20 protein-coding genes are annotated in these 20,062 nt (G+C 63.9%); 15 read left to right on the forward strand and 5 right to left on the reverse strand.

Annotated features, from left to right (window positions below; all coding sequences use genetic code 11):
- The first annotated feature begins 11 nt into the window (after nucleotides 1-11).
- The 6 genes from ACT6VE_RS15460 to ACT6VE_RS15485 all read left to right on the forward strand — a co-directional run bounded on the left by ACT6VE_RS15460 (nucleotide 12) and on the right by ACT6VE_RS15485 (nucleotide 4,350).
- Nucleotides 12-425, forward strand: a complete 414-nt coding sequence (locus ACT6VE_RS15460; protein WP_444799443.1) for an MAPEG family protein — start codon at nucleotides 12-14, stop codon at nucleotides 423-425.
- Between the two features lie 34 nt (nucleotides 426-459).
- The gene (locus ACT6VE_RS15465; protein ID WP_444799444.1) at nucleotides 460-1,104 is read left to right on the forward strand and encodes a LysE family translocator; all 645 of its coding nucleotides are present in this window, start codon (nucleotides 460-462) and stop codon (nucleotides 1,102-1,104) included.
- Nucleotides 1,105-1,107: 3 nt separating this feature from the next.
- Nucleotides 1,108-1,599, forward strand: coding sequence for a hypothetical protein (locus ACT6VE_RS15470; protein ID WP_444799445.1), 492 nt, complete (start codon nucleotides 1,108-1,110; stop codon nucleotides 1,597-1,599).
- Nucleotides 1,596-2,348, forward strand: a complete 753-nt coding sequence (locus ACT6VE_RS15475) for an SDR family oxidoreductase (RefSeq protein WP_444799446.1) — start codon at nucleotides 1,596-1,598, stop codon at nucleotides 2,346-2,348. Before ACT6VE_RS15470 ends, ACT6VE_RS15475 begins: the two co-directional genes overlap by 4 nt.
- Nucleotides 2,349-2,371: 23 nt before the next feature.
- Nucleotides 2,372-3,778, forward strand: coding sequence for a dihydrolipoyl dehydrogenase (lpdA, locus tag ACT6VE_RS15480; protein ID WP_444799447.1), 1,407 nt, complete (start codon nucleotides 2,372-2,374; stop codon nucleotides 3,776-3,778).
- An 83-nt stretch (nucleotides 3,779-3,861) separates the two neighbouring features.
- The gene (locus tag ACT6VE_RS15485; RefSeq protein ID WP_444799448.1) at nucleotides 3,862-4,350 is read left to right on the forward strand and encodes a DUF2867 domain-containing protein; all 489 of its coding nucleotides are present in this window, start codon (nucleotides 3,862-3,864) and stop codon (nucleotides 4,348-4,350) included.
- A gap of 3 nt (nucleotides 4,351-4,353) precedes the next feature.
- On the opposite strand, the gene ACT6VE_RS15490 is transcribed toward ACT6VE_RS15485, so the two are convergent.
- Together ACT6VE_RS15490 and ACT6VE_RS15495 are read right to left on the reverse strand one after the other, a co-directional pair.
- On the reverse strand, nucleotides 4,354-5,436 hold the full coding sequence (locus ACT6VE_RS15490; RefSeq protein WP_444799449.1) for a TraB/GumN family protein: 1,083 nt from the start codon (nucleotides 5,434-5,436) through the stop codon (nucleotides 4,354-4,356).
- A 63-nt stretch (nucleotides 5,437-5,499) separates the two neighbouring features.
- Nucleotides 5,500-6,435, reverse strand: a complete 936-nt coding sequence (locus ACT6VE_RS15495) for a tyrosine recombinase XerC (protein WP_444799450.1) — start codon at nucleotides 6,433-6,435, stop codon at nucleotides 5,500-5,502.
- A gap of 229 nt (nucleotides 6,436-6,664) precedes the next feature.
- Between ACT6VE_RS15495 and ACT6VE_RS15500 the strand changes: the two genes are divergently transcribed.
- From ACT6VE_RS15500 to ACT6VE_RS15540, 9 genes are all read left to right on the forward strand, one after another.
- The gene (locus ACT6VE_RS15500; RefSeq protein ID WP_444799451.1) at nucleotides 6,665-7,798 is read left to right on the forward strand and encodes an AAA family ATPase; all 1,134 of its coding nucleotides are present in this window, start codon (nucleotides 6,665-6,667) and stop codon (nucleotides 7,796-7,798) included.
- 61 nt (nucleotides 7,799-7,859) lie between these two features.
- Entirely contained in the window at nucleotides 7,860-10,064 is a 2,205-nt protein-coding gene (locus ACT6VE_RS15505) for a primosomal protein N' (protein WP_444799569.1), read from the forward strand.
- A gap of 104 nt (nucleotides 10,065-10,168) precedes the next feature.
- Complete coding sequence (locus ACT6VE_RS15510) at nucleotides 10,169-10,552, forward strand: AGROH133_08824 family phage infection protein (protein WP_444799452.1); 384 nt, start codon at nucleotides 10,169-10,171, stop codon at nucleotides 10,550-10,552.
- Nucleotides 10,553-10,813: 261 nt separating this feature from the next.
- Nucleotides 10,814-11,380: a F0F1 ATP synthase subunit delta gene (locus ACT6VE_RS15515; RefSeq protein ID WP_444799453.1), complete on the forward strand. Its 567-nt coding sequence runs from the start codon at nucleotides 10,814-10,816 to the stop codon at nucleotides 11,378-11,380.
- Complete coding sequence (gene atpA / locus ACT6VE_RS15520) at nucleotides 11,380-12,909, forward strand: F0F1 ATP synthase subunit alpha (RefSeq protein WP_069060780.1); 1,530 nt, start codon at nucleotides 11,380-11,382, stop codon at nucleotides 12,907-12,909. The genes ACT6VE_RS15515 and atpA overlap by 1 nt, the downstream gene beginning before the upstream one ends.
- A 101-nt stretch (nucleotides 12,910-13,010) precedes the next feature.
- On the forward strand, nucleotides 13,011-13,892 hold the full coding sequence (locus ACT6VE_RS15525) for a F0F1 ATP synthase subunit gamma (protein WP_444799454.1): 882 nt from the start codon (nucleotides 13,011-13,013) through the stop codon (nucleotides 13,890-13,892).
- Between the two features lie 26 nt (nucleotides 13,893-13,918).
- A complete protein-coding gene (gene atpD / locus ACT6VE_RS15530; protein ID WP_444799455.1) occupies nucleotides 13,919-15,526 on the forward strand; it encodes a F0F1 ATP synthase subunit beta in 1,608 nt (535 codons plus the stop codon).
- Between the two features lie 67 nt (nucleotides 15,527-15,593).
- The gene (locus ACT6VE_RS15535; protein ID WP_069061598.1) at nucleotides 15,594-16,001 is read left to right on the forward strand and encodes a F0F1 ATP synthase subunit epsilon; all 408 of its coding nucleotides are present in this window, start codon (nucleotides 15,594-15,596) and stop codon (nucleotides 15,999-16,001) included.
- A 231-nt stretch (nucleotides 16,002-16,232) separates the two neighbouring features.
- The gene (locus tag ACT6VE_RS15540; RefSeq protein WP_444799456.1) at nucleotides 16,233-17,660 is read left to right on the forward strand and encodes a mannose-1-phosphate guanylyltransferase/mannose-6-phosphate isomerase; all 1,428 of its coding nucleotides are present in this window, start codon (nucleotides 16,233-16,235) and stop codon (nucleotides 17,658-17,660) included.
- An 18-nt stretch (nucleotides 17,661-17,678) separates the two neighbouring features.
- Here the strand turns inward: ACT6VE_RS15540 and ACT6VE_RS15545 are convergent, their stop codons facing one another.
- From ACT6VE_RS15545 to ACT6VE_RS15555, 3 genes are all read right to left on the reverse strand, one after another.
- Complete coding sequence (locus tag ACT6VE_RS15545) at nucleotides 17,679-18,443, reverse strand: metallophosphoesterase family protein (RefSeq protein WP_444799457.1); 765 nt, start codon at nucleotides 18,441-18,443, stop codon at nucleotides 17,679-17,681.
- Between the two features lie 80 nt (nucleotides 18,444-18,523).
- Nucleotides 18,524-19,096 carry a thermonuclease family protein gene (locus ACT6VE_RS15550; protein WP_444799458.1) on the reverse strand — a complete coding sequence of 191 codons (573 nt, stop codon included), beginning with the start codon at nucleotides 19,094-19,096 and terminating at the stop codon, nucleotides 18,524-18,526.
- A gap of 111 nt (nucleotides 19,097-19,207) precedes the next feature.
- Complete coding sequence (locus ACT6VE_RS15555) at nucleotides 19,208-20,002, reverse strand: DUF6030 family protein (RefSeq protein ID WP_444799459.1); 795 nt, start codon at nucleotides 20,000-20,002, stop codon at nucleotides 19,208-19,210.
- Nucleotides 20,003-20,062: the final 60 nt, after the last annotated feature.

The raw sequence follows: 20,062 nt of genomic DNA on the forward strand, positions 1-20,062 counted from the left end.
GGGAGGTCCCTATGGAGGCGGCAGCGTCTGCATCTTCGCCGATGCTCGTGCTTCTCGCACTGAGCGTGGCGCTGCTCGTCTTCCATATCGGGCTCCAGGGCATGCTGGCCACGAAGGAGCTCGGCTCCACCTGGAACGCCGGCCCGCGCGACGACGCGCGGGAGCCGGCGGGCAAACTTGCCGGACGCGCCGCCCGCGCGTCAGCGAACTATCGGGAAACCTACCCTGCCTTCGTCGCCCTTGCGCTGGCACTCGCCATCGCGGGGGACGCGTCGGGCTGGGGCCTCATCGGGGCGTGGCTGTGGTTTGTTGCCCGGCTCGCCTATATCCCGCTCTATCTTGCAGGCATTCCCTATATCCGTTCGATCGTCTGGCTCGTCGCGCTGGCGGGGCTTGCGATCATGGCGGGTGTGATCGTTCTCTAGGAAACGTGGCGTGACATTCACTGCTGGAGTCAACATGAGCAGCTATTTTCTGGAACTCGCCTCACTGATGGCGATCTTCTCCTTTGCCATCGTCTCGCCCGGTGCCGACCTTGCCATGGTCATGCGCCAGTCGATCGTGCATGGGCGCCGTTCGGCGATCATCACGTCCTTCGGCGTCGGCACCTCGCTGATGTTCCACGTCACCTATACGATCCTCGGCCTCGGCCTCATCATTTCCCAGTCGATCTACCTCTTCAACATCGTCAAATGGTGCGGTGTCGCCTACCTGATCTATATCGGTATCAAGGCCTTGCGTGCCGGCAAGACGGACATGTCCGTCGAGGCGGTGAAGGGCAACGAGGACGGCAAGGGCGAGCAGTCGGCGCTGCGCGCCTTCGGCCTCGGCTTCCTCGCCAATGCGCTGAACCCCAAGCCGGTCTTCTTCTTCCTGTCGATCTTTTCGACCGTCGTCAGCGCCCACACGCCGATCGCCATCAAGTTCGGCTATGGCCTCGTCATGGCGTCTTGCCTGATCGCCTGGTTTGTCGGCGTCTCGCTGTTCATGACGACGCCGCGCATGCGGGCGGCGTTTTCCCGTGCCAGCCAGTGGATCGACCGGGCCAGCGGTCTCGTCTTCATCGCGCTCGGCATCAAGCTCGCCACGGAAAAGGCCCACTGAGCCATGCGCACCGCCCTCGTTTTCCTCGGTCTCGTTGCCGCGACCGCCGCCTCCGCGGCGGAGTGCCGGCAGGACCGCGCGATCTATGCGGATCGCGACGGGGGCTATGAGTTGACCTTCGAGCCGGTCGGGTCGAGTGCCGCGGCAACCAGCCATCACTTCAAGCTGAAGGTTCTTTCGAGCAAGACCGTTCTCGACGGCATCGTCATGCCCGGTGACGACCCGGTCCGTTCCAACGGCATGGTCATGCACAATTGCCCGGAAGGCGACGTGACCGGCGAGGAGATCGCCGCCTGCACCGTCTGGGAGGGCGTGGTCTACGTGCTCGACGGCGCCGGTGATGCAGCCGTCCTGCCGGAGGAAGGCGCCAAGGCAGCCGAAACGCTGCTGCTGGCCGGCTTCGGGCCGTCGCTGCGCTATTCGACGCTGTGGGACGAGGGCAAGGCCAAGGTCGCGCCGTGGGACGTGTTCAAGCGGAAGGGATGCGCCGCATGACGGAAGCGCCCGTTCTTCTCGTCACCGGCGGCAGCCGTGGCATCGGCGCGAGTGTCTGCCGCATGGCAGGCGCTGCCGGCTGGCAGGTCGCGGTGAACTACGTCTCCAACCTCGACGCGGCCGAGGCTGTCGTCGCGCAGATCCATGCGCTGGGCGGCTCGGCGATTGCCGTTCAGGGCGATGTCGGCAGTGAGCTCGGCCTCGCCTCGATCTTTTCGGCGATCGACGGCACGTTCGGCCGGCTCGACGGGCTGGTCAACAATGCCGGCATCGTCGCCTCGCCGCAGCGTCTCGACGAGATGTCCGCCGAGCGGCTGGAGCGCATGTTTTCGGTCAATGTCATGGGCTCGATCCGCTGCGCGCAGGAAGCCGTGCGTCGCATGTCGACGCGCCACGGCGGCAAGGGCGGCTCGATCGTCAACATCTCCTCGGTCGCGGCCCAGCTCGGCTCGGCCGGGCAATATATCGATTATGCCGCGAGCAAGGGCGCGATCGAGAGCTTTACCATCGGGCTTGCCCGTGAGGTCGCCACGGAAGGCATTCGCGTCAATCTCGTGCGCCCCGGCATCATCGACACCGACATCCACGCTTCCGGCGGCCTGCCGGAGCGGGCGCGCGACATGGCGGCGCTCATTCCGATGCAGCGGCCGGGCACGGCCGATGAAGTCGCCCATTCGATTCTCTATCTTCTCTCCGATGCGGCATCCTATGTGACGGGTGCCGCCCTCAACGTCAGCGGCGGCCGCTAGGCCCCCGCGCAGGAAGGACTGTCATGGCATATGATCTCATCGTTATCGGTTCCGGCCCCGGCGGCTATGTCTGCGCCATCAAGTCGGCCCAGCTCGGCCTGAAGGTCGCGGTCGTCGAAAAGCGCGCGACCTACGGCGGCACCTGCCTCAATGTCGGCTGCATTCCGTCGAAGGCGCTGCTGCACGCCTCCGAAACCTACAGCCACGCCGCCCATGGCATGGAAGCGCTCGGCATTGATGGCGTGAAGCCGACCCTCAACCTGCCGAAGATGATGGCGCACAAGGATGCGACCGTGAAGTCGAACGTCGACGGCGTCGCCTTCCTGTTCAAGAAGAACAAGATCGACGGCATCCAGGGAACCGGCAAGGTGCTGGGCGCGGGCAAGGTCTCCGTCACCAACGACAAGGGCGAAGAGCAGGTTCTGGAGACGAAGAACATCGTCATCGCGACGGGCTCTGATGTCGCCGGCATTCCGGGCGTCCCGGTCGATATCGACGAGACGATCATCGTCTCCTCCACCGGCGGTATCGCGCTGGAGAAGGTGCCGGGTCATCTCATCGTCGTCGGCGGTGGCGTGATCGGCCTCGAACTCGGCTCGGTCTGGGCGCGCCTCGGTGCCAAGGTGACGGTGGTCGAATATCTCGACACGATCCTCGGCGGCATGGACGGCGACGTCTCCAAGCAGTTCCAGCGCATGCTCGCCAAGCAGGGCATGGAGTTCAAGCTCGGCGCCAAGGTGACGGGTGTGGAGAAGGCGGGTTCGGGCGCCAAGGTGACGTTCGAGCCGGTCAAGGGCGGCGATGCCGTGACGATCGAAGCAGACGTCGTGCTGATCGCCACCGGCCGCAAGCCCTACACCGAAGGCCTCGGCCTCAAGGAAGCCGGTGTCGTGCTCGACAACCGCGGCCGCGTCGAGATCGACAACCACTTCCAGACCAACGTTGCCGGCATCTATGCGCTGGGTGACGTGGTGCGCGGCCCGATGCTCGCCCACAAGGCGGAAGACGAGGGTGTTGCCGTTGCCGAAATCCTCGCCGGCCAGGCGGGCCACGTGAACTATGACGTCATCCCGGGCGTCGTCTACACCCAGCCGGAAGTCGCCTCCGTCGGCAAGACGGAAGAGGAACTGAAGGCCGCGGGCATCGCCTACAAGGCCGGCAAGTTCCCGTTCACGGCAAACGGCCGCGCCCGCGCCATGCTGGCGACCGACGGCTTCGTTAAGGTTCTGGCTGACAAGGACACCGATCGCGTGCTCGGCGTGCACATTGTCGGCTTCGGCGCCGGCGAGATGATCCACGAGGCGGCTGTGCTGATGGAGTTCGGCGGCTCGTCGGAAGACCTCGGCCGCACCTGCCACGCGCACCCGACCATGTCGGAAGCCGTCAAGGAAGCAGCGCTCGCAACCTTCTTCAAGCCGATCCATATGTGATCGCCTCAGGCGGCTGCGACAACCGGCCGCCTGTCCTCGCCTGCCGAACGGGGGCACCATGAAAGCCACAAAGGATGGCCTTCATGTCCCCCGTATCGAGACCCGTCTCGCTCCCGCATCCACTTCTTCCATCTGCTGACTGGGCGGATCGTTTTACGCTTGGCTTGCCCGTCGACAACCTCACGGCGCGGGAGGCGGCCCGGCTGGCGCTGGAGCACCCGCCGGGTTGGGTACGCAGGCTCATGGTGCTGCGCAACGCCTTGGTCGCGCCCTTCGGGCTGAAGGGGGCGGCGGAGCAGGTGAAGACATCGGAGACGGAGATCGGTGGCTTTCCGGTGGTGAGCGCGAGCGACGACCGCGTCGTGCTCGGCTTCGACGACCGGCATCTGGACTTCCGCATCGTCATCGATATCCGGCAGGACCGACCGAGCGGCCAGACCTTGAGCGTGATGACGCTCGTGCACCGCAACAACCTGCTTGGCAGGCTTTATCTTGCAGCCGTCATGCCGTTCCACAAGCTGATCGTTCGCACGATGCTGTCCGGCATCGGCCGCCGGGTCGTCCAGAGGTGAGGCTTAGTTCACCGCCGTGACGGTAAAACCCTGCTTACGCAGCAGTTCCACGACGCCTTCCGCGCCCGGAAGATGCAGGCTGCCGACGGCGATGAAGACATTGCCGTTGGCCAGGATGGGGGCTGCGCGCTCCGCCATGGTGTGGTTGCGGTCGATGATGATGCGCTGCTCGAAATCGGCATAGGCGGCCTTGTCGTCGTCCGTCTGGGGGGCGGCGGCGCGCATCATCGGCATGATCATGCCGGTATCGCCGGCGAGATAGAGTTGGCTCATCGTTTCGATGACGTCCTTCAGCGTGTCGCCGAGCGCCAGCGTCTGGACGAGGCCTTCCACCTGCGGCTCGATCGGCAGCGAATCGAGCGCCGAAATCTGCTCGATCAGGGTTTCGAGACCCTTCAGCGTCTTGCCATCGGCAAGCGCATCCCTGGCGAGGCGCTGATCGAGGAAGGCAATGCCGGATGTCTTGCGGGCGACTTCGCAGGCGGGAAGTGCCACGAAGCTCATGATCATCCACGGCTTCATGCGGCCGACGGCGGCGAGCGACAGGCCGCGGGTCTTGAGGCCCTCCGCCAGCTTGTCCTCACCGTCCTTGTCGAGGAAGTCGGTGATGGATTTGCCATCCGTGAACATGGTGAGGTCGGGGCGGGTCATGATCGCCGCCGCCGCCTTCTTCTCGTCGGCGATTTCGTCCGATTCGACGACGATGGTCGTGGCATCGGCATAGGCGGTGCGTGCGGCCTCCGGCATGGCGAGCACGCGCGGGTCCGTCACATGCATGGTGCCGAGCAGCCAGGAGGGGGGCCTGCCATCCTTCTCGATCTTCCAGAAGATGCCCTTGCCGTTCGGCACGGCGTCGGCCTCGGCGCGCAGCTTGGCAAAGCCCGCCGGGTCGTCCTTTTCGTATTTCACCAGCAGGTTATCGCCGCCGCAGACCGGTGGTTCCTGTGCGTTGGCGGGAGAGAGCGTCGCCAGAACGACGAGGAAGGAGAGGGCGACCAGCACATGAAGCGCTGCCATCATCCAGAGGCCGGCATCCGCCAGGCGGTCGGCGATGGCAGTGCGGCTTTTCTGAAGTGTGGCGATCATGGTCGATTCCCTGTCATTTTTGGCGACCCTAGCGGCCTCGCCCTCATAATCTCTTAACGAACGTCAGGCGCGGGGGTGGGCGCGGTCGTAGATTTCGAGAAGCCGGGCCGAATCGACGCCGGTATAGACCTGCGTCGTCGAGAGGCTGGCATGGCCTAGCAATTCCTGGATGGTGCGCAGGTCCCCGCCGCCGGCAAGAAGGTGCGTGGCGAAGGAATGGCGCAGTGCATGGGGCGTGGCGCTGTCGGGAAGGCCGAGCGCACCGCGCATCTTCTGCATCTCGCGCTGGATGATGGCCGGCTGCAACGGCCCGCCGCGCGCACCACGGAAGAGTGGCCTGTCGTCGGACAGCGGGATGGGGCAGAGTTTGACGTAATCCTGAACGCCGGTCAGCGCCGGTGCGATCAGCGGCACGATGCGCATCTTGTCACCCTTGCCGGTGATGCGCAGCGACGTGGGCGTGCCGGCAAAATCAGCCGGAGTGAGCGAAAGTGCTTCGGAGATGCGCAGGCCGCAGCCGTAGAGCAGTGTCAGCACCGCGGCGTTGCGCATGCGGATCCACGGTTCGTCGGCCAGTTGCTCGTGCGCATCGACGACGGCGATGGCCTGGCGATCGGACAGTGGTTTCGGCAGCGACTTCGGCTGTTTCGGCGAACGCACGGCGGAGGCGCCGGCGGCATTGGCGAGGCCCTTGCGCTCCAGGTGCCGCAGGAACGAGCGCAGGCCGGCGAGGCCGCGGCCGAGCGTGCGGGCACCGGCTCCATCGCGGCGACGGGAGGCGAGGAAACCGCGCAGGTCCGCCGGCCGAAGGTTGTCGATATCCTTGAGGCGGGCCGGGGCGGCGAGATGCCCGGTGAGGAAGGCGAGGAACTGGCGGGTGTCGCGCTCATAGGCGTCGAGCGTGTTGCCGGAGAGCCGGCGCTCGTCGGCAAGTGCGGCCAGCCAGCCCTGCCGCTCGGCCATCAGCGTCGGGTCGGCGATGATGAGAAGTTCGTTCATGTCCTGCCCCTGGCGCAATTCCGGCAAAATGCTTGAGCGGTCTTGCGTCGGAATGTGCGCAAACCAAAAATGGGATCGTCGGAGGCGATCCGCCGTTTGCGGCAGGATGGGTGATTTGCGTTAGGGATTTGCTAATGGTCGGTGCGAGGGCTGGGCAAGTCGGCCTGCCTTCCTCTAGACATGGTGGCTTGTATAGAGAGCGCCATCGTTTCGAATTTGGATCCGTTTCATGCTGCTGCGTTCCATGTCCGCCGAAAATTACCGCTCGCTGCGCACAATCCGCATGGATCTCGGGCGAGTGAACCTGTTCGTCGGCGAGAACGGGGCAGGGAAATCCAACCTCTACCGGTCGCTGCAACTGGTGCAGGCCGCGGTGCGCGGCACGTTCGCCCAGGAGATCGCGGCGGAGGGCGGCATGGGCTCGGCGCTCTGGACGGGCAAGCGGCGGCCGAACGAGCCGGTGCGCATTCGCCTGGAAGCTGAACTGCTCGACGAGGATCGTGCGATCACCTTCCGCTACCGGATCGAAGCGGGGTTGCGACCACCGGCAGCCGCCGGCTTCGCCTTCGAGCCGCAGGTCAAGGTCGAGGAATTGTCGATCGAGACCGGCCGCCGGCCGGTGACGATGATGAAACGGGCGGGACCCGGCATCATGGTGCGCAACGAGGCCGGCCGCATGGCCGAACATCCGGAGCAGGCGCTGGCCTCGGAGACCGCCGTGGCATTGCTTGGCGACGCCGGTCATTATCCGGAGGTCGGGACGTTTCGGCGCGCCGTCTCGCAATGGCGCTTCTTCCACGGCTTTCGCTCCGATCGGGATTCGGCGCTGCGCCAACCGTGCCTTGCCGTCACCGCGCCGCTGCTTGACGAGGACGGGGCGAACATGGCGGCGGTCTTCGCGACGTTGAAATGGACGCGGGGCGACACGGTCGATCTCGACCGGGCGGTGGCGGCTGCCTTTGGCGGCGCGCAGCTTTCCGTGCCGGAGCCGGAGGAGTTCGCGTCCTATGGGCTGGTCTTCCCGCAGTTTCCGCAGCGCGTCTTCCAGCCACGCGAACTTTCCGACGGGCAGATCCGCTTCCTGGCGCTGGCGGCGGCACTGCTCTCCTACCGTACACCGCCGCTGATCGCGCTCAACGAGCCGGAGGCAAGCCTGCATCCGGACATGCTGCCGGCGCTGGCCGAAATGATCGCGCGTGCCGCGCAGTCGAGCCAGCTGTGGATTGTCACCCATTCCGAGCGGCTGGCGCGGGAGGTGGAGACGCGCTGCGGCGTGCGCGCCAAACGTGTCGTGCGCAATGACGGCGCGACCTGGATCGACGGCATGCGGCTGACCGGCGAAATGGCGGAGGATGACGAATGAGCGGGAGGATCGCGATCTTTGCGGTTTTCTTCCCGGCGTGGCGGGGGCATCTTCGCGCCTGATGGATAACGATTCGATCGACCTTTTCGGGGAAAAACTGTTTCCGCGCACGGTGCCTGTGATGGTGCCGGTGCCCACACCCGTGCCCTATTCCTACACGGTGCCGGAGGGCATGGCGGTCGAGCCGGGCTCGATCGTGCAGGTGCCGCTCGGGCCGCGGCTGGTGCCGGGTGTGGTCTGGGATGGCGATAACGACGGCAAGTTCGATCCGAAGAAGCTGCGGCCCATCGAGAAGGTGTTCGATTGCCCGCCACTCTCGAAGGAGATGCGGGATTTTCTCGACTGGGTGTCCGCCTACACGGTGACGCCGCCCGGCCTCGTTGCCCGCATGGCGCTGCGTGCGCCGGCCGCATTCGATCCTGAACCGATGATCGAGGGGCTGCGCTTTACCGGACACCGGCCGGAGCGGCTGACCAGCGCGCGTGAGCGCGTGCTGGAAATGGTCCAGGACGGCATTCCCTGGACCCGGTCTGGGCTCGCGCATGCCGCCGGGACCTCGACGAGCGTTATCGATGGGCTTGTGAAGCAGGGCAGCTTCGAGACCGTGTTCTTGCCACCGCCGCCCGTCGTGGCTGCACCGGACCCGGACTATGTCGAGCCGCGGCTCGAAGGGCCGCAGACGGACAGCGCTGCGGAGCTGGTAGAAAGCGTGCAGGCCGGCGGGTTCAACGTCTCGCTGATCGACGGCATTACCGGGTCGGGCAAGACAGAAGTCTATTTCGAGGCGATCGCCGAGACCTTGCGACAGGGCAGGCAGGTGCTGATCCTGCTGCCGGAAATCGCGTTGACCGCGAGTTTTCTGGAGCGGTTCCAGGATCGTTTCGGTGCCAAGCCCGCCGAATGGCATTCCGACCTCGCCCCGCGCATCCGTGAAAAGGTCTGGCGGCAGGTGACGACGGGAGATGTTCGGGTCGTTGCGGGCGCGCGGTCGGCGCTGTTCCTGCCCTTCGAAAATCTCGGCCTCGTCATTGTCGATGAGGAGCACGATCCGGCCTACAAGCAGGAAGACCGCGTCTTCTACAATGCGCGCGACATGGCGGTGGTCAGGGCGCGCATCGGCGATTTTCCGGCGGTGCTTGTCTCGGCGACGCCGTCCGTCGAAAGCCGTGTCAACAGCGATGTCGGGCGGTATAAAAAACTGCATTTGCCGACGCGTTATGGCGATGCTGCCCTTCCTGATCTGCATCTCGTCGACATGCGGCGTCATCCGCCGGCGCGCGGTGGCTTTCTCTCACCGGTCATGCTGCGCGGCATTGCCCGCACCATCGAGAAGCAGCAGCAGGCGTTGCTTTTCCTCAATCGGCGCGGTTATGCGCCGCTGACGCTCTGCCGGGTCTGCGGCCATCGCTTCCAGTGCCCGCAATGCTCGAGCTGGCTGGTGGAGCACCGGTTCCGCGGGCAGATCCAGTGCCATCATTGCGGCTATGCCGAGCGCACACCGGAAGCCTGCCCGGAATGCGGAACGTTCGATCATCTCGCCGCCTGTGGGCCGGGCGTCGAACGTATCGCCGAAGAGGTGGAGAAGCATTTCCCCGAAGCGCGCACCATCGTGCTTTCTTCCGACCTGATGGGCGTCAAGCGGTTGCGGCTGGAGCTGGAAGCCATTGCGCGCGGCGAGGCGGATATCGTCATCGGCACGCAGCTTGTCGCCAAGGGGCACAATTTTCCGCTGATGTCGCTGGTCGGCGTGGTGGATGCCGATCTCGGACTTGCCAATGGCGACCCGCGGGCGGCGGAGCGCACCTTCCAGCTGCTCTCCCAAGTGACGGGACGCGCTGGACGCACCGGCCTCAAGAGCCACGGCCTCATCCAGACCTACCAGCCGCTGCATCCCGTCATGCAGGCGATTGTTTCCGGCGATGCGCAGGCCTTTTATGACCGCGAGATCGGCGAGCGGGAGAAGGCTCTGCTGCCGCCGTTCGGCCGGCTTGCCTCGGTCATCGTTTCGGCCGACACCCGTGGCGAGGCGGAGGCCCATGCGCGGGGCCTGCGTCAGGCGGCATCGCATGTCGATGGCATCTCGATCCTCGGCCCGGCGGAAGCGCCGCTGGCGCTCGTGCGCGGCCGTCATCGGTTTCGCCTGCTGGTGCATGGCCGCCGAAACAGCGACATGCAGACATTCCTGCGTACCATGATCGCCAACGGGCCGAAGGAGCGGGCATCGCTGCAGGTGCAGCTCGACATCGATCCGCAGAGTTTCCTCTGACCGGCAGGGTTAACAAAGAGTTGTGCGAATTCGGCGGGCCGGCTTCTTCGATTCGTGTGCCTGTGCGATAGAGGTTCGACAAGCACCGACGGAGACACGCCGAAATGGAATTCTACATCCCCACCGAGACGGGCGAGTTCCTGGCCTTCTCAGCGGCCATCGCGACCGTGCTCTTCGGATTGTTAGGCCTCTTCGCGCCGGGGACGGCGCTGAAACTTGCCGGCCTCCAGCCCCGCGAGACAAGCCGCGAGGGGTTCGCCTTCGTCCGCTCGGCGGGCGGTTTCTATGCGGGTCTGGCAATCGTCGCGCTGCTGATGGCGCAAAGCTGGATCTACATGGCGATCGGCGGCGGCTTTGCGCTCGCGGCGTTCGGCCGCATCCTGTCGATGATGTCGGACGGTTCGTTCTCGGCGAAGAATCTTCTCGTTCTGGTCGTGCAGGGGGTGCTGGCCGCCCTTCCGCTGGGCTATGCCTTCGGCTTCCTCTGAGCGAAAAACGGCGTTTTCCGCTCCGCCAGCGCCTGAACATAGTCCGCGCGGTGAACTTTTGCTCCGACTGTGGCCGACTTATGGCGCATTCCTGCGCCGCGTGTGTTGCGAGTCCCGGTTTCCTATGCTAGACGAACCGCGAAATTCAGAAAAAGCGGGCGTCCAAGTCTGCGGGAACTGAAGATTACAGCAACGATTTCAGACGGTTAGGACTGTAGCCTCGCTACCGCCCCTCGATCTGGATGATAAGAAGAGAAGCTTGTGCCCGTGGCAGACACATCCCAGCTCGTTTCCGGTGTTGCAGAAAGATACGCGTCTTCGCTTTTTGACCTCGCACAGGAAGCCGGTTCGGCTGACAGTGTCGGTGCCGATCTTGCCCGTTTCCAGGCGATGATCGACGAGAGCGATGACCTCAAGCGGCTGATCGTCAGCCCTGTCTTCTCCGCCGAAGAACAGACCAAGGCCATCGCCGCCGTTGCCGCCAAGGCTGGCATCACGGGTCTCGTGGCAAACTTCCTCAAGGTGGTTGCGTCCAATCGCCGCCTCTTTGCTATCCCGGGCATGATCAAGGCATACCGCGTCATCGCGGCCCGCGCCCGCGGCGAAATCACGGCCGATGTTACCTCGGCCCATGCGCTGACCGCAGCGCAGGAAACAGAATTGAAGGCGGCGCTGAAAGGCGTCACCGGCAAAGACGTGACGATTGCCGTCACTGTCGACCCGTCCATTCTCGGTGGCCTGATCGTCAAGGTGGGATCCCGCCAGATCGACACGTCCCTTCGCACCAAACTCTCTACTCTTAAGCTTGCACTGAAAGAGGTCGGCTGATGGATATCCGCGCCGCGGAAATTTCCGCAATTCTCAAAGATCAGATCAAAAACTTCGGCAAAGAGGCGGAAGTCTCGGAAGTCGGCCAGGTGCTCTCCGTCGGTGACGGCATCGCTCGCGTTTACGGCCTCGACAACGTCCAGGCCGGCGAAATGGTGGAGTTCCCCGGTGGCATCCGTGGCATGGCGCTGAACCTCGAAAGCGACAACGTCGGTGTCGTTATTTTCGGTTCGGACCGTGACATCAAGGAAGGCGACACCGTCAAGCGGACGGGCGCCATCGTGGACGTGCCGGTTGGTCCGGAGCTGCTCGGCCGCGTCGTTGACGCGCTCGGCAACCCGATCGACGGCAAGGGCCCGATCAATGCCAAGCAGCGCTCGCGCGTTGACGTCAAGGCTCCGGGCATCATCCCGCGCAAGTCGGTGCATGAGCCGATGTCGACCGGCCTCAAGGCCATCGACGCCCTCATCCCGGTCGGCCGCGGCCAGCGCGAGCTGGTCATCGGCGACCGCCAGACCGGCAAGACCGCGATCATCCTCGACGCGATCCTGAACCAGAAGGCGATCCACGACAACGGCCCGGACGGCGAAAAGCTGTACTGCGTCTACGTCGCTATCGGCCAGAAGCGTTCGACCGTCGCCCAGTTCGTGAAGGTTCTCGAAGAGCGTGGCGCTCTGCAGTACTCGATCATCGTTGCTGCAACCGCCTCCGATCCGGCGCCGATGCAGTATCTCGCACCGTTCGCCGGTTGCGCGATGGGCGAATACTTCCGTGACAACGGCAAGCACGCCCTCATCGGTTACGACGACCTTTCCAAGCAGGCCGTTTCCTACCGCCAGATGTCGCTGCTGCTGCGCCGCCCGCCGGGCCGCGAAGCCTATCCGGGCGACGTTTTCTACCTGCACTCGCGTCTCCTCGAGCGCGCTGCAAAGCTCAACGACGACATGGGCGCTGGCTCGCTGACGGCTCTGCCGGTCATCGAAACCCAGGGTAACGACGTTTCGGCGTTCATCCCGACCAACGTGATCTCGATCACCGACGGCCAGATCTTCCTTGAAACGGACCTGTTCTACCAGGGTATCCGCCCGGCCGTTAACGTCGGTCTGTCGGTTTCCCGCGTGGGTTCGTCCGCTCAGATCAAGGCGATGAAGCAGGTTGCCGGCTCGATCAAGGGCGAACTCGCCCAGTATCGTGAAATGGCAGCCTTCGCCCAGTTCGGCTCGGACCTCGACGCCGCAACGCAGCGCCTGCTGAACCGCGGTGCGCGCCTGACCGAACTCCTGAAGCAGCCGCAGTTCTCGCCGCTGAAGACGGAAGAGCAGGTCGTGGTGATCTTCGCTGGCGTCAACGGCTACCTCGACAAGATCGCAGTCAACCAGGTCGGCAAGTTCGAGCAGGGTGTGCTCGGTTACTTCCGCTCCGAGGGCAAGGCGATCCTCGATGCGATCCGCACCGACAAGGCGATCAGCGACGACACCAAGGGCAAGCTCAAGGCCGCCCTCGATGCCTTCGCAAAGACCTTCGGCTGAGGCTGACGGTTCCGCCCTGCGCGCTGGTCTAGCGCGCAGGTTTCCCGAACTTAGGATTTGACGCATGATCCTTTCGGATCGTGTCACAGGACGGAAAACGGATGCCTTCACTTAAGGATCTGAAAAACCGGATCGCCTCCGTCAAGGCGACGCAGAAGATTACCAAGGCGATGAAAATGGTCGCCGCGGCAAAGCTTCGGCGTGCCCAGGAAGCGGCCGAGGCCGCCCGGCCCTATTCGCAGCGCATGAGCGTCGTGCTCGCCAACATTGCCCAGGCCGTCGGCCAGGACGATTCGGCGCCACGCCTGATGACCGGCACGGGCAAGGACCAGGTTCATCTGCTCGTGGTCTGCACGGCTGAACGCGGCCTGTGCGGCGGCTTCAACTCGCAGATTGCGCGCCTGGCGCGTGACCATACCCGCAGGCTTCTGGCGAGCGGCAAGACGGTCAAGATCGTCTGCGTCGGCAAGAAGGGTTTTGATATCCTGCGCCGTGAATTCGCTTCGCTGATCGTCGATCGTGTCGACCTGCGTGAAGTCAAGCGCATCGGCTTCGAGAACGCTGACCAGATTGGCCGCAAGGTCATCGGCCTGTTCGAAAAGGGCGAGTTCGACGTCTGCACGCTGTTTTATTCCGAGTTCAAGTCGGTCATCTCGCAGATCCCGACCGCGCTCCAGCTAATTCCGGCCTCCGCTCCGGCGGTCGTTGCCGAGACGACTGGTGCGGCGGCGATCTACGACTACGAGCCGGATGCAAGCGCGATCCTCGGGGATCTCATCCCGCGCAACATTTCCGTCCAGATCTTCCGGGCCCTGCTCGAGAACGTCGCCGGCGAAATGGGTGCCAAGATGAGCGCCATGGACAACGCGACCCGCAATGCTGGTGACATGATCAACAAGCTGACGCTCAACTACAACCGTCAGCGTCAGGCTCAGATCACCAAGGAACTCATCGAAATCATCTCGGGCGCTGAAGCGCTCTAAGGACCAGGACAAAGAGGGTAAGAGATATGGCTAAGGCAGCTACCCCGAAGGACACCGCAGCGGCGAAGAAGCCGGCTGCGACCAAGACGGCAGCGGCGGCTCCGGTCGCAGCAGCAGCAACCAAGGCTCCTGCCGCGAAGGCAACGGCAGCCAAGGCACCGGCTGCGAAGACCGCTGTCGCCAAGGCCGCTGCGAAGGCTGCCGCTCCGGCCGCTTTCGTTGCGACCGGTCGCGTGACGCAGGTCATCGGCGCCGTCGTCGACGTCGCCTTTACCGGCGATCTGCCGAAGATCCTCAACGCACTGGAAACCGACAACAACGGCAACCGCCTTGTTCTCGAAGTTGCCCAGCATCTCGGTGAAAACACCGTGCGCACCATCGCCATGGACTCGACCGAAGGTCTCGTCCGCGGTCAGCCGGTCGCCGACACGGGCGAGCCGATCACCGTTCCGGTCGGTCCGGAAACGCTCGGCCGCATCATGAACGTCATCGGCGAGCCGGTCGACGAAGCTGGCCCGCTGGTCACTTCTGGCAAGCGTTCGATCCACCAGGAAGCACCGTCCTACGTCGAGCAGTCGACGGAAGCGCAGATCCTCGTCACCGGCATCAAGGTCGTCGACCTGCTCGCACCTTACGCAAAGGGCGGCAAGATCGGCCTGTTCGGCGGCGCAGGCGTCGGCAAGACCGTTCTCATCATGGAACTGATCAACAACGTCGCCAAGGCGCACGGTGGTTACTCGGTGTTCGCAGGCGTGGGTGAACGTACCCGCGAAGGCAACGACCTTTACCACGAAATGATCGAATCCGGCGTGAACAAGCACGGCGGCGGCGAAGGCTCCAAGGCTGCCCTCGTTTATGGCCAGATGAACGAACCGCCGGGCGCACGCGCTCGCGTCGCTCTGACGGGTCTGACGATTGCTGAAGACTTCCGCGACAAGGGCCAGGACGTTCTGTTCTTCGTCGACAACATCTTCCGCTTCACGCAGGCTGGTTCCGAAGTGTCGGCTCTGCTCGGCCGTATCCCGTCGGCCGTGGGCTATCAGCCGACGCTCGCAACGGACATGGGCCAGATGCAGGAACGCATCACGACCACGACCAAGGGCTCGATCACCTCGGTTCAGGCCATCTACGTTCCCGCCGACGACTTGACCGACCCGGCGCCGGCAACCTCGTTCGCCCACCTGGACGCAACTACGGTTCTGTCGCGCTCGATCGCCGAAAAGGGCATCTACCCGGCCGTGGACCCGCTCGACTCGACCTCGCGCATGCTCGACCCGATGGTTGTCGGCGAAGAGCACTACGAAGTCGCTCGTAAGGTCCAGACGACCCTGCAGCGTTACAAATCGCTCCAGGACATCATCGCGATCCTGGGCATGGACGAACTGTCGGAAGACGACAAGATCGCCGTTGCCCGCGCCCGCAAGATCGAACGCTTCCTGTCCCAGCCGTTCTTCGTCGCCGAAGTCTTCACCGGTGCGCCGGGCAAGCTCGTCGCTCTCGAAGACACGATCAAGGGCTTCAAGGGCCTCGTCAACGGCGAGTACGATCACCTGCCGGAAGCCGCGTTCTACATGGTCGGTTCCATGGAAGAAGCGGTCGAAAAGGCCAAGAAGCTGGCTGCCGAAGCCGCTTGATGAACGATGGGCGCCTGCAAATCAGGCGCCCTCTCCTGACCTATGAAATCAAAAGAAGTGAATGGTCATGGCTGACAGTTTCAACTTTGAACTCGTTTCTCCCGAGCGCCTGCTGGTTTCCGGCAGCGTCAGCTCCGTCGTCATTCCGGCGACCGAGGGCGAGATGACCGTCATGGCCAACCATGCGCCGACCATGACGACGATCAAGCCCGGTGTCGTCACCGTGACGTTCGCGGATGGCAAGAAGGACCGCTATGTGGTCTTCGGCGGTTTCGCCGACATCATCCCGACCGGCTGCACGCTGCTGGCCGAATCGGCCGTGCATGTCGATGACATCAAGAGCGAAGACATCACCCGCCGCATCGAGGCCGCCCGCAAGGAACTCGAACATGCTGCCTCCGACGAGCACAAGTTCGGCGTCGAGACCTACCTTGCCGAGCTGACGACGTTGAACGGCATCGTTATGCCGGTCTGATCCCCGAACGGGTGATCGCCTGCAACAGAAGCCCGCCTCCGGCGGGCTTTTTGTTGTCTGTCAAATGCGCATGCCTTGCGGAAGGTCCTCTTTACCTTAACGTCAAGAAGGCACTTTTGCGGGCAAAGTGTCGGCCATGCAATTTGCTGTTTCTTTACGGGGCAGGTGGAGAGTGGCGTCACATATGCCATGCTCTCCATGACGGTGGGCCAAGCATCAGGACGAGGAATGATGACCAGCAAGATCGTACCCGTGATCATGGCCGGCGGTAAGGGCACCCGCCTGTGGCCGCTCTCCCGCGCGTCTGCGCCAAAACAGTTCCTCGAGTTCCTGGGGGAGGCAACACTTTTCCAGAAGACGCTGGCGCGCGTCGCGGATGCGGGCCTTTATGCGCCGCCGATCGTCGTCACCAACAATGACTTCCGCTTCCTCGTCGCCGAGCAGGCCCGCGCCGCCGGCATCGCGCTGACGTCGATCCTGCTTGAGCCCGTCGCACGCAATACGGCGCCGGCGCTTGCCGTTGCAGCGACCGTCATTGCGCGCCAGTTTGGCGAGCAGGCCGTCATGCAGGTGCTGGCATCGGACCACGAGATCGATGCGAATGACGTCTATTTCGCTTGCATCGCCAAGGCGCAGGCCGCGGCCGAGGCCGGCCGTCTCGTCACCTTCGGCATCACGCCGAACGAACCGGCGACCGGCTACGGTTACATCGAGATTGGCGAAGACCTCGGAAACGGGGCGAATGCGGTGCGGCGCTTCGTCGAGAAGCCGGATCGTGACCGCGCGACGGCGATGCTGGCGGCGGGTGGCTATTTGTGGAATTCCGGCATGTTCATGCTGCCGGTCGGCCTGTTCCTGCGCGAGCTTCGGCAATATGCGCCCGAGGTGCTGGATGCGGCGAGCGAGGCCGTAGCCAAGGCCAAACACGATCTCGATTTCGAGCGGCTCGACGAAGAAGCCTTTGCCCGGGCACCGGATATTTCCGTCGACTATGCGATCTTCGAGAAGACACCGATTGCCGCCGTCGTACCCTCGCCGATCACCTGGTCCGATCTCGGCAGCTGGGATTCGGTATGGAAGACCGGCAAGCAGGATGACGCCGGCAACGTCGCGGATGGTAGCACGACAGTGCTCGACACGCGCAATTCGCTGGTCATCTCGCGCGACATCCATGTCGCGGTGCAGGGGCTCGACAATATCGCCGTCATCGCCAGCGAAGATGCCGTCTATGTCGGCCGCCTGGAAGACAGCCAGAATGTCGGCAAGCTGGTCAAACATCTGGCGGCCCTGCCGAAGACGGCGAAGCTGACCGAGACCCACCCGACATCCTACCGTCCCTGGGGCGGCTACACCTCCGTGCTGAACGGTGACCGCTTCCAGGTGAAGCGCCTGTTCGTGACGCCGGGCAAGCGGCTGTCGCTGCAGAAGCACCATCACCGCTCCGAACACTGGATCGTGGTGCGCGGCACGGCCGAGGTGACGATCGGCGACAAGACGATCCCGCTGCGCGAAAACGAATCCGTCTATATTCCGCAGGGCGAATTGCACCGCCTGGCAAATCCCGGAAAGATCCTGCTGGAACTGATCGAGGTCCAGACGGGGTCCTATCTCGGCGAAGACGATATCATCCGCATCGAGGATGAGTTCGGCCGCGGTTAGGCGGATCCGGCGGCAAGGCTAAAGCAGCCTTGCCCCGTCCGGGGTCGCCTTGAGCGCCGTCAGCCGCCCCGTCTTGTAGCAACCCGTATCGATGCAGATTCGCCGAGTGCCGAAAACCGCCTCCGCCCCGGCCGTATGGCCGTGGATCACGTTGATCGGCAGGCGCGGCCCTTCGCTCAGAAACGGCTCGCGAATCCACAGCAGGTCGCGATCCGTCTGGTCTTCGATCGCGATGCCCGGGCGGATGCCGGCATGCACGAAGAGGCAGGTTCCGATCGTCGCCATGACAGGCAGGTTTTCGAGAAGGGTGACGTGTTCGTTCGGGATCGTCGCGCGCAGCATCGGCCCGATATCCGCCAGCTCCTCCGGCCGCCGCAGATGCGCCAGTTCCCCGAGGCCGTAGGACCGCAAGGTTGCATCGCCCCCGACATTCATCCAGGCCGCATTGTTAGCCGGGTCATGAATGAAGCGCAGGAACGTATCGTCGTGATTGCCGCAGAGCGCTATGCGCTCGATGCCGTCGCCGTGATCCTGGCGGGCGATATGGCTGAGCACCGCCTTCGAATCCGGCCCGCGATCGATATAGTCCCCGAGATAGATCAGCAGCGGGTCCTGCACGCCGCTTTGCCGGACGTCCGCCAGGATGCGTGCTTCCAGTGCGAGCAGCGCATCGAGGCAGCCGTGGATGTCGCCGATGGCGTAGATCGTCGACCGGCGCCGGTCGATTTCGATGCGCCGTCTTGGCGGGGCGTCATGGGTGCTGGTTTCTGTATTGCGAAACATGCGGGGGAGAAGGTTTTTCATATGGGCAGACCATAGGCGGAAGCGATTGCGCTGTGAACTGGCAAGGGGCGTGGCAGCACTCAGCGCCGCTCCTGTGGCGGGCAGCGCCCGTTTGTGCGGCATTCCATGTCGATCCATATTCCGGCCTTCGCAGCCATCGCCCGTTGCTGGACCGCAGCCAGGCGTGGCGTCGCAGCCCAGGCCGCTCCCTTGGCAACAAGGCTTTCCGCAAGGTCCGCGTCACCGACACGGCACGAGACGAAGACGGCATGGCCTGCGCGAAAATGTTCACGGCAGGCCAGTGGGCGGTTGGTGATCAGGCGCTTCAGAAAAAGCCGCGCCTGCTGGCCGCAGGCGGCGATGTGCCTGTCATCGCCACGGCAAAGCCGCTTCGGATTGACCGCCACGGCATCCGCCAGCACATAGAGGCGTCCACCCTCCTGAAACGAGCTGCTGTCGAAGACGGTGACGCGCGTCGTCGGCTTCAGGGTCAGCGGCGGGATTTTCCGTTCGACTTTTACCCGCTCATAGCCTTGCGCCTTGCGGTCGATGCGAACGGGCTTGTCGGTCCAGATCGGCTCGTCGGAGACCGCACCAGATTGCAGGCCCGTGGCCTGCGCTGCCGTCCATGACAGGAGAAGTGAGGCTGCCATTGCCCATGCAATCGCCCGCCCGTTCGGTTTCGTCCTCGTCGCCGCTTTCATGCCTGCTCCGGTTTGAATGGGTGGAGTGTGGTTGGGAATGTCTGTGCCATCAAGGGAGGATTACAGCGTATCGGGCAGCGGCATCCAGCGGCTGCGATCGAAATAATCCGGCAGGTAGGAGCCGCGGTTACGCGTACGGTCCGGCGTAATGACGAAGTTATAGCGCGGCGTCTCGCTGAATTCCTTCTTGAGCTGGATCCGGTTGCCGAAGCGGATGATGTCGAATTCCTTGAGGGCGCGGATGTCGGCAAAAATCTCCGGCGCCTCTTCCCAGCGCACTTCTTCGAGAAAGACTTCGAGGGCGGCGATGACGGCGTCCGTCACGAGGTTTTGCGTTGCGGGGTTTTCGATATTGAGCTTGATGCGGAAGGAGGAAACGCGCGTCTCCGCATTGCCCTTGATGGCAAGGAAGGCGGAGGACGGCGGGTTTGCGCCATCCTGCGCGTGCGGGAATTCGCGGTAGGATTGGCAATCCCAGCTTTCCTTGTCGAAAATGCCGACCTTCCAGCCGGGATTGGGAAAACCGCTGCGCTCCAGCGCCTCACAGAGCGCCTGCGGCGCTTTGTGGATCGTGCGCACGAACTGCGTTTGGCTGGGGGTGACGGGCGTGAGCAGGCGTTCCGAAATGAGACCCTTCGGACGCGGCATGCGATTGCCCTTCAGCTCATAGGGCCGAAGCGCACGCTCGCGCGGGGTCGTGTCGATCGGATCGAATCCGAAGCGGGAAAGCAGCAGGTTGAGATTACGGTAGTTGTTGGCGAAAAGCACGGTGGCACTGAGCGCGCCCAACAGCACCACGGCGAAGAGCCCGAAGACAAGCAAGCCGGATATGCCCTGTTTTCTCCGCTCCGTCATGCCGAACCGCGCCGTTGCCTGTGGCGATGGAGCTGATGCCGGTCATTGTGCAACAGGCAG

It is taken from the genome of Shinella sp., assembly GCF_052438155.1.
Lineage (GTDB): Bacteria > Pseudomonadota > Alphaproteobacteria > Rhizobiales > Rhizobiaceae > Shinella.

What these genes read in the sequence shown, in the direction of transcription:
- ACT6VE_RS15460 (WP_444799443.1), top strand. Translation starts at nt 12, where the DNA reads ATGGAGGCGGCAGCGTCTGCATCTTCGCCGATGCTCGTGCTTCTCGCA.
- ACT6VE_RS15465 (WP_444799444.1), top strand. Translation starts at nt 460, where the DNA reads ATGAGCAGCTATTTTCTGGAACTCGCCTCACTGATGGCGATCTTCTCC.
- ACT6VE_RS15470 (WP_444799445.1), top strand. Translation starts at nt 1,108, where the DNA reads ATGCGCACCGCCCTCGTTTTCCTCGGTCTCGTTGCCGCGACCGCCGCC.
- ACT6VE_RS15475 (WP_444799446.1), top strand. Translation starts at nt 1,596, where the DNA reads ATGACGGAAGCGCCCGTTCTTCTCGTCACCGGCGGCAGCCGTGGCATC.
- lpdA (WP_444799447.1), top strand. Translation starts at nt 2,372, where the DNA reads ATGGCATATGATCTCATCGTTATCGGTTCCGGCCCCGGCGGCTATGTC.
- ACT6VE_RS15485 (WP_444799448.1), top strand. Translation starts at nt 3,862, where the DNA reads ATGTCCCCCGTATCGAGACCCGTCTCGCTCCCGCATCCACTTCTTCCA.
- ACT6VE_RS15490 (WP_444799449.1), bottom strand. Translation starts at nt 5,436, where the DNA reads ATGATCGCCACACTTCAGAAAAGCCGCACTGCCATCGCCGACCGCCTG.
- ACT6VE_RS15495 (WP_444799450.1), bottom strand. Translation starts at nt 6,435, where the DNA reads ATGAACGAACTTCTCATCATCGCCGACCCGACGCTGATGGCCGAGCGG.
- ACT6VE_RS15500 (WP_444799451.1), top strand. Translation starts at nt 6,665, where the DNA reads ATGCTGCTGCGTTCCATGTCCGCCGAAAATTACCGCTCGCTGCGCACA.
- ACT6VE_RS15505 (WP_444799569.1), top strand. Translation starts at nt 7,860, where the DNA reads ATGGATAACGATTCGATCGACCTTTTCGGGGAAAAACTGTTTCCGCGC.
- ACT6VE_RS15510 (WP_444799452.1), top strand. Translation starts at nt 10,169, where the DNA reads ATGGAATTCTACATCCCCACCGAGACGGGCGAGTTCCTGGCCTTCTCA.
- atpA (WP_069060780.1), top strand. Translation starts at nt 11,380, where the DNA reads ATGGATATCCGCGCCGCGGAAATTTCCGCAATTCTCAAAGATCAGATC.
- ACT6VE_RS15525 (WP_444799454.1), top strand. Translation starts at nt 13,011, where the DNA reads ATGCCTTCACTTAAGGATCTGAAAAACCGGATCGCCTCCGTCAAGGCG.
- atpD (WP_444799455.1), top strand. Translation starts at nt 13,919, where the DNA reads ATGGCTAAGGCAGCTACCCCGAAGGACACCGCAGCGGCGAAGAAGCCG.
- ACT6VE_RS15535 (WP_069061598.1), top strand. Translation starts at nt 15,594, where the DNA reads ATGGCTGACAGTTTCAACTTTGAACTCGTTTCTCCCGAGCGCCTGCTG.
- ACT6VE_RS15540 (WP_444799456.1), top strand. Translation starts at nt 16,233, where the DNA reads ATGACCAGCAAGATCGTACCCGTGATCATGGCCGGCGGTAAGGGCACC.
- ACT6VE_RS15545 (WP_444799457.1), bottom strand. Translation starts at nt 18,443, where the DNA reads ATGTTTCGCAATACAGAAACCAGCACCCATGACGCCCCGCCAAGACGG.
- ACT6VE_RS15550 (WP_444799458.1), bottom strand. Translation starts at nt 19,096, where the DNA reads ATGGCAGCCTCACTTCTCCTGTCATGGACGGCAGCGCAGGCCACGGGC.
- ACT6VE_RS15555 (WP_444799459.1), bottom strand. Translation starts at nt 20,002, where the DNA reads ATGACGGAGCGGAGAAAACAGGGCATATCCGGCTTGCTTGTCTTCGGG.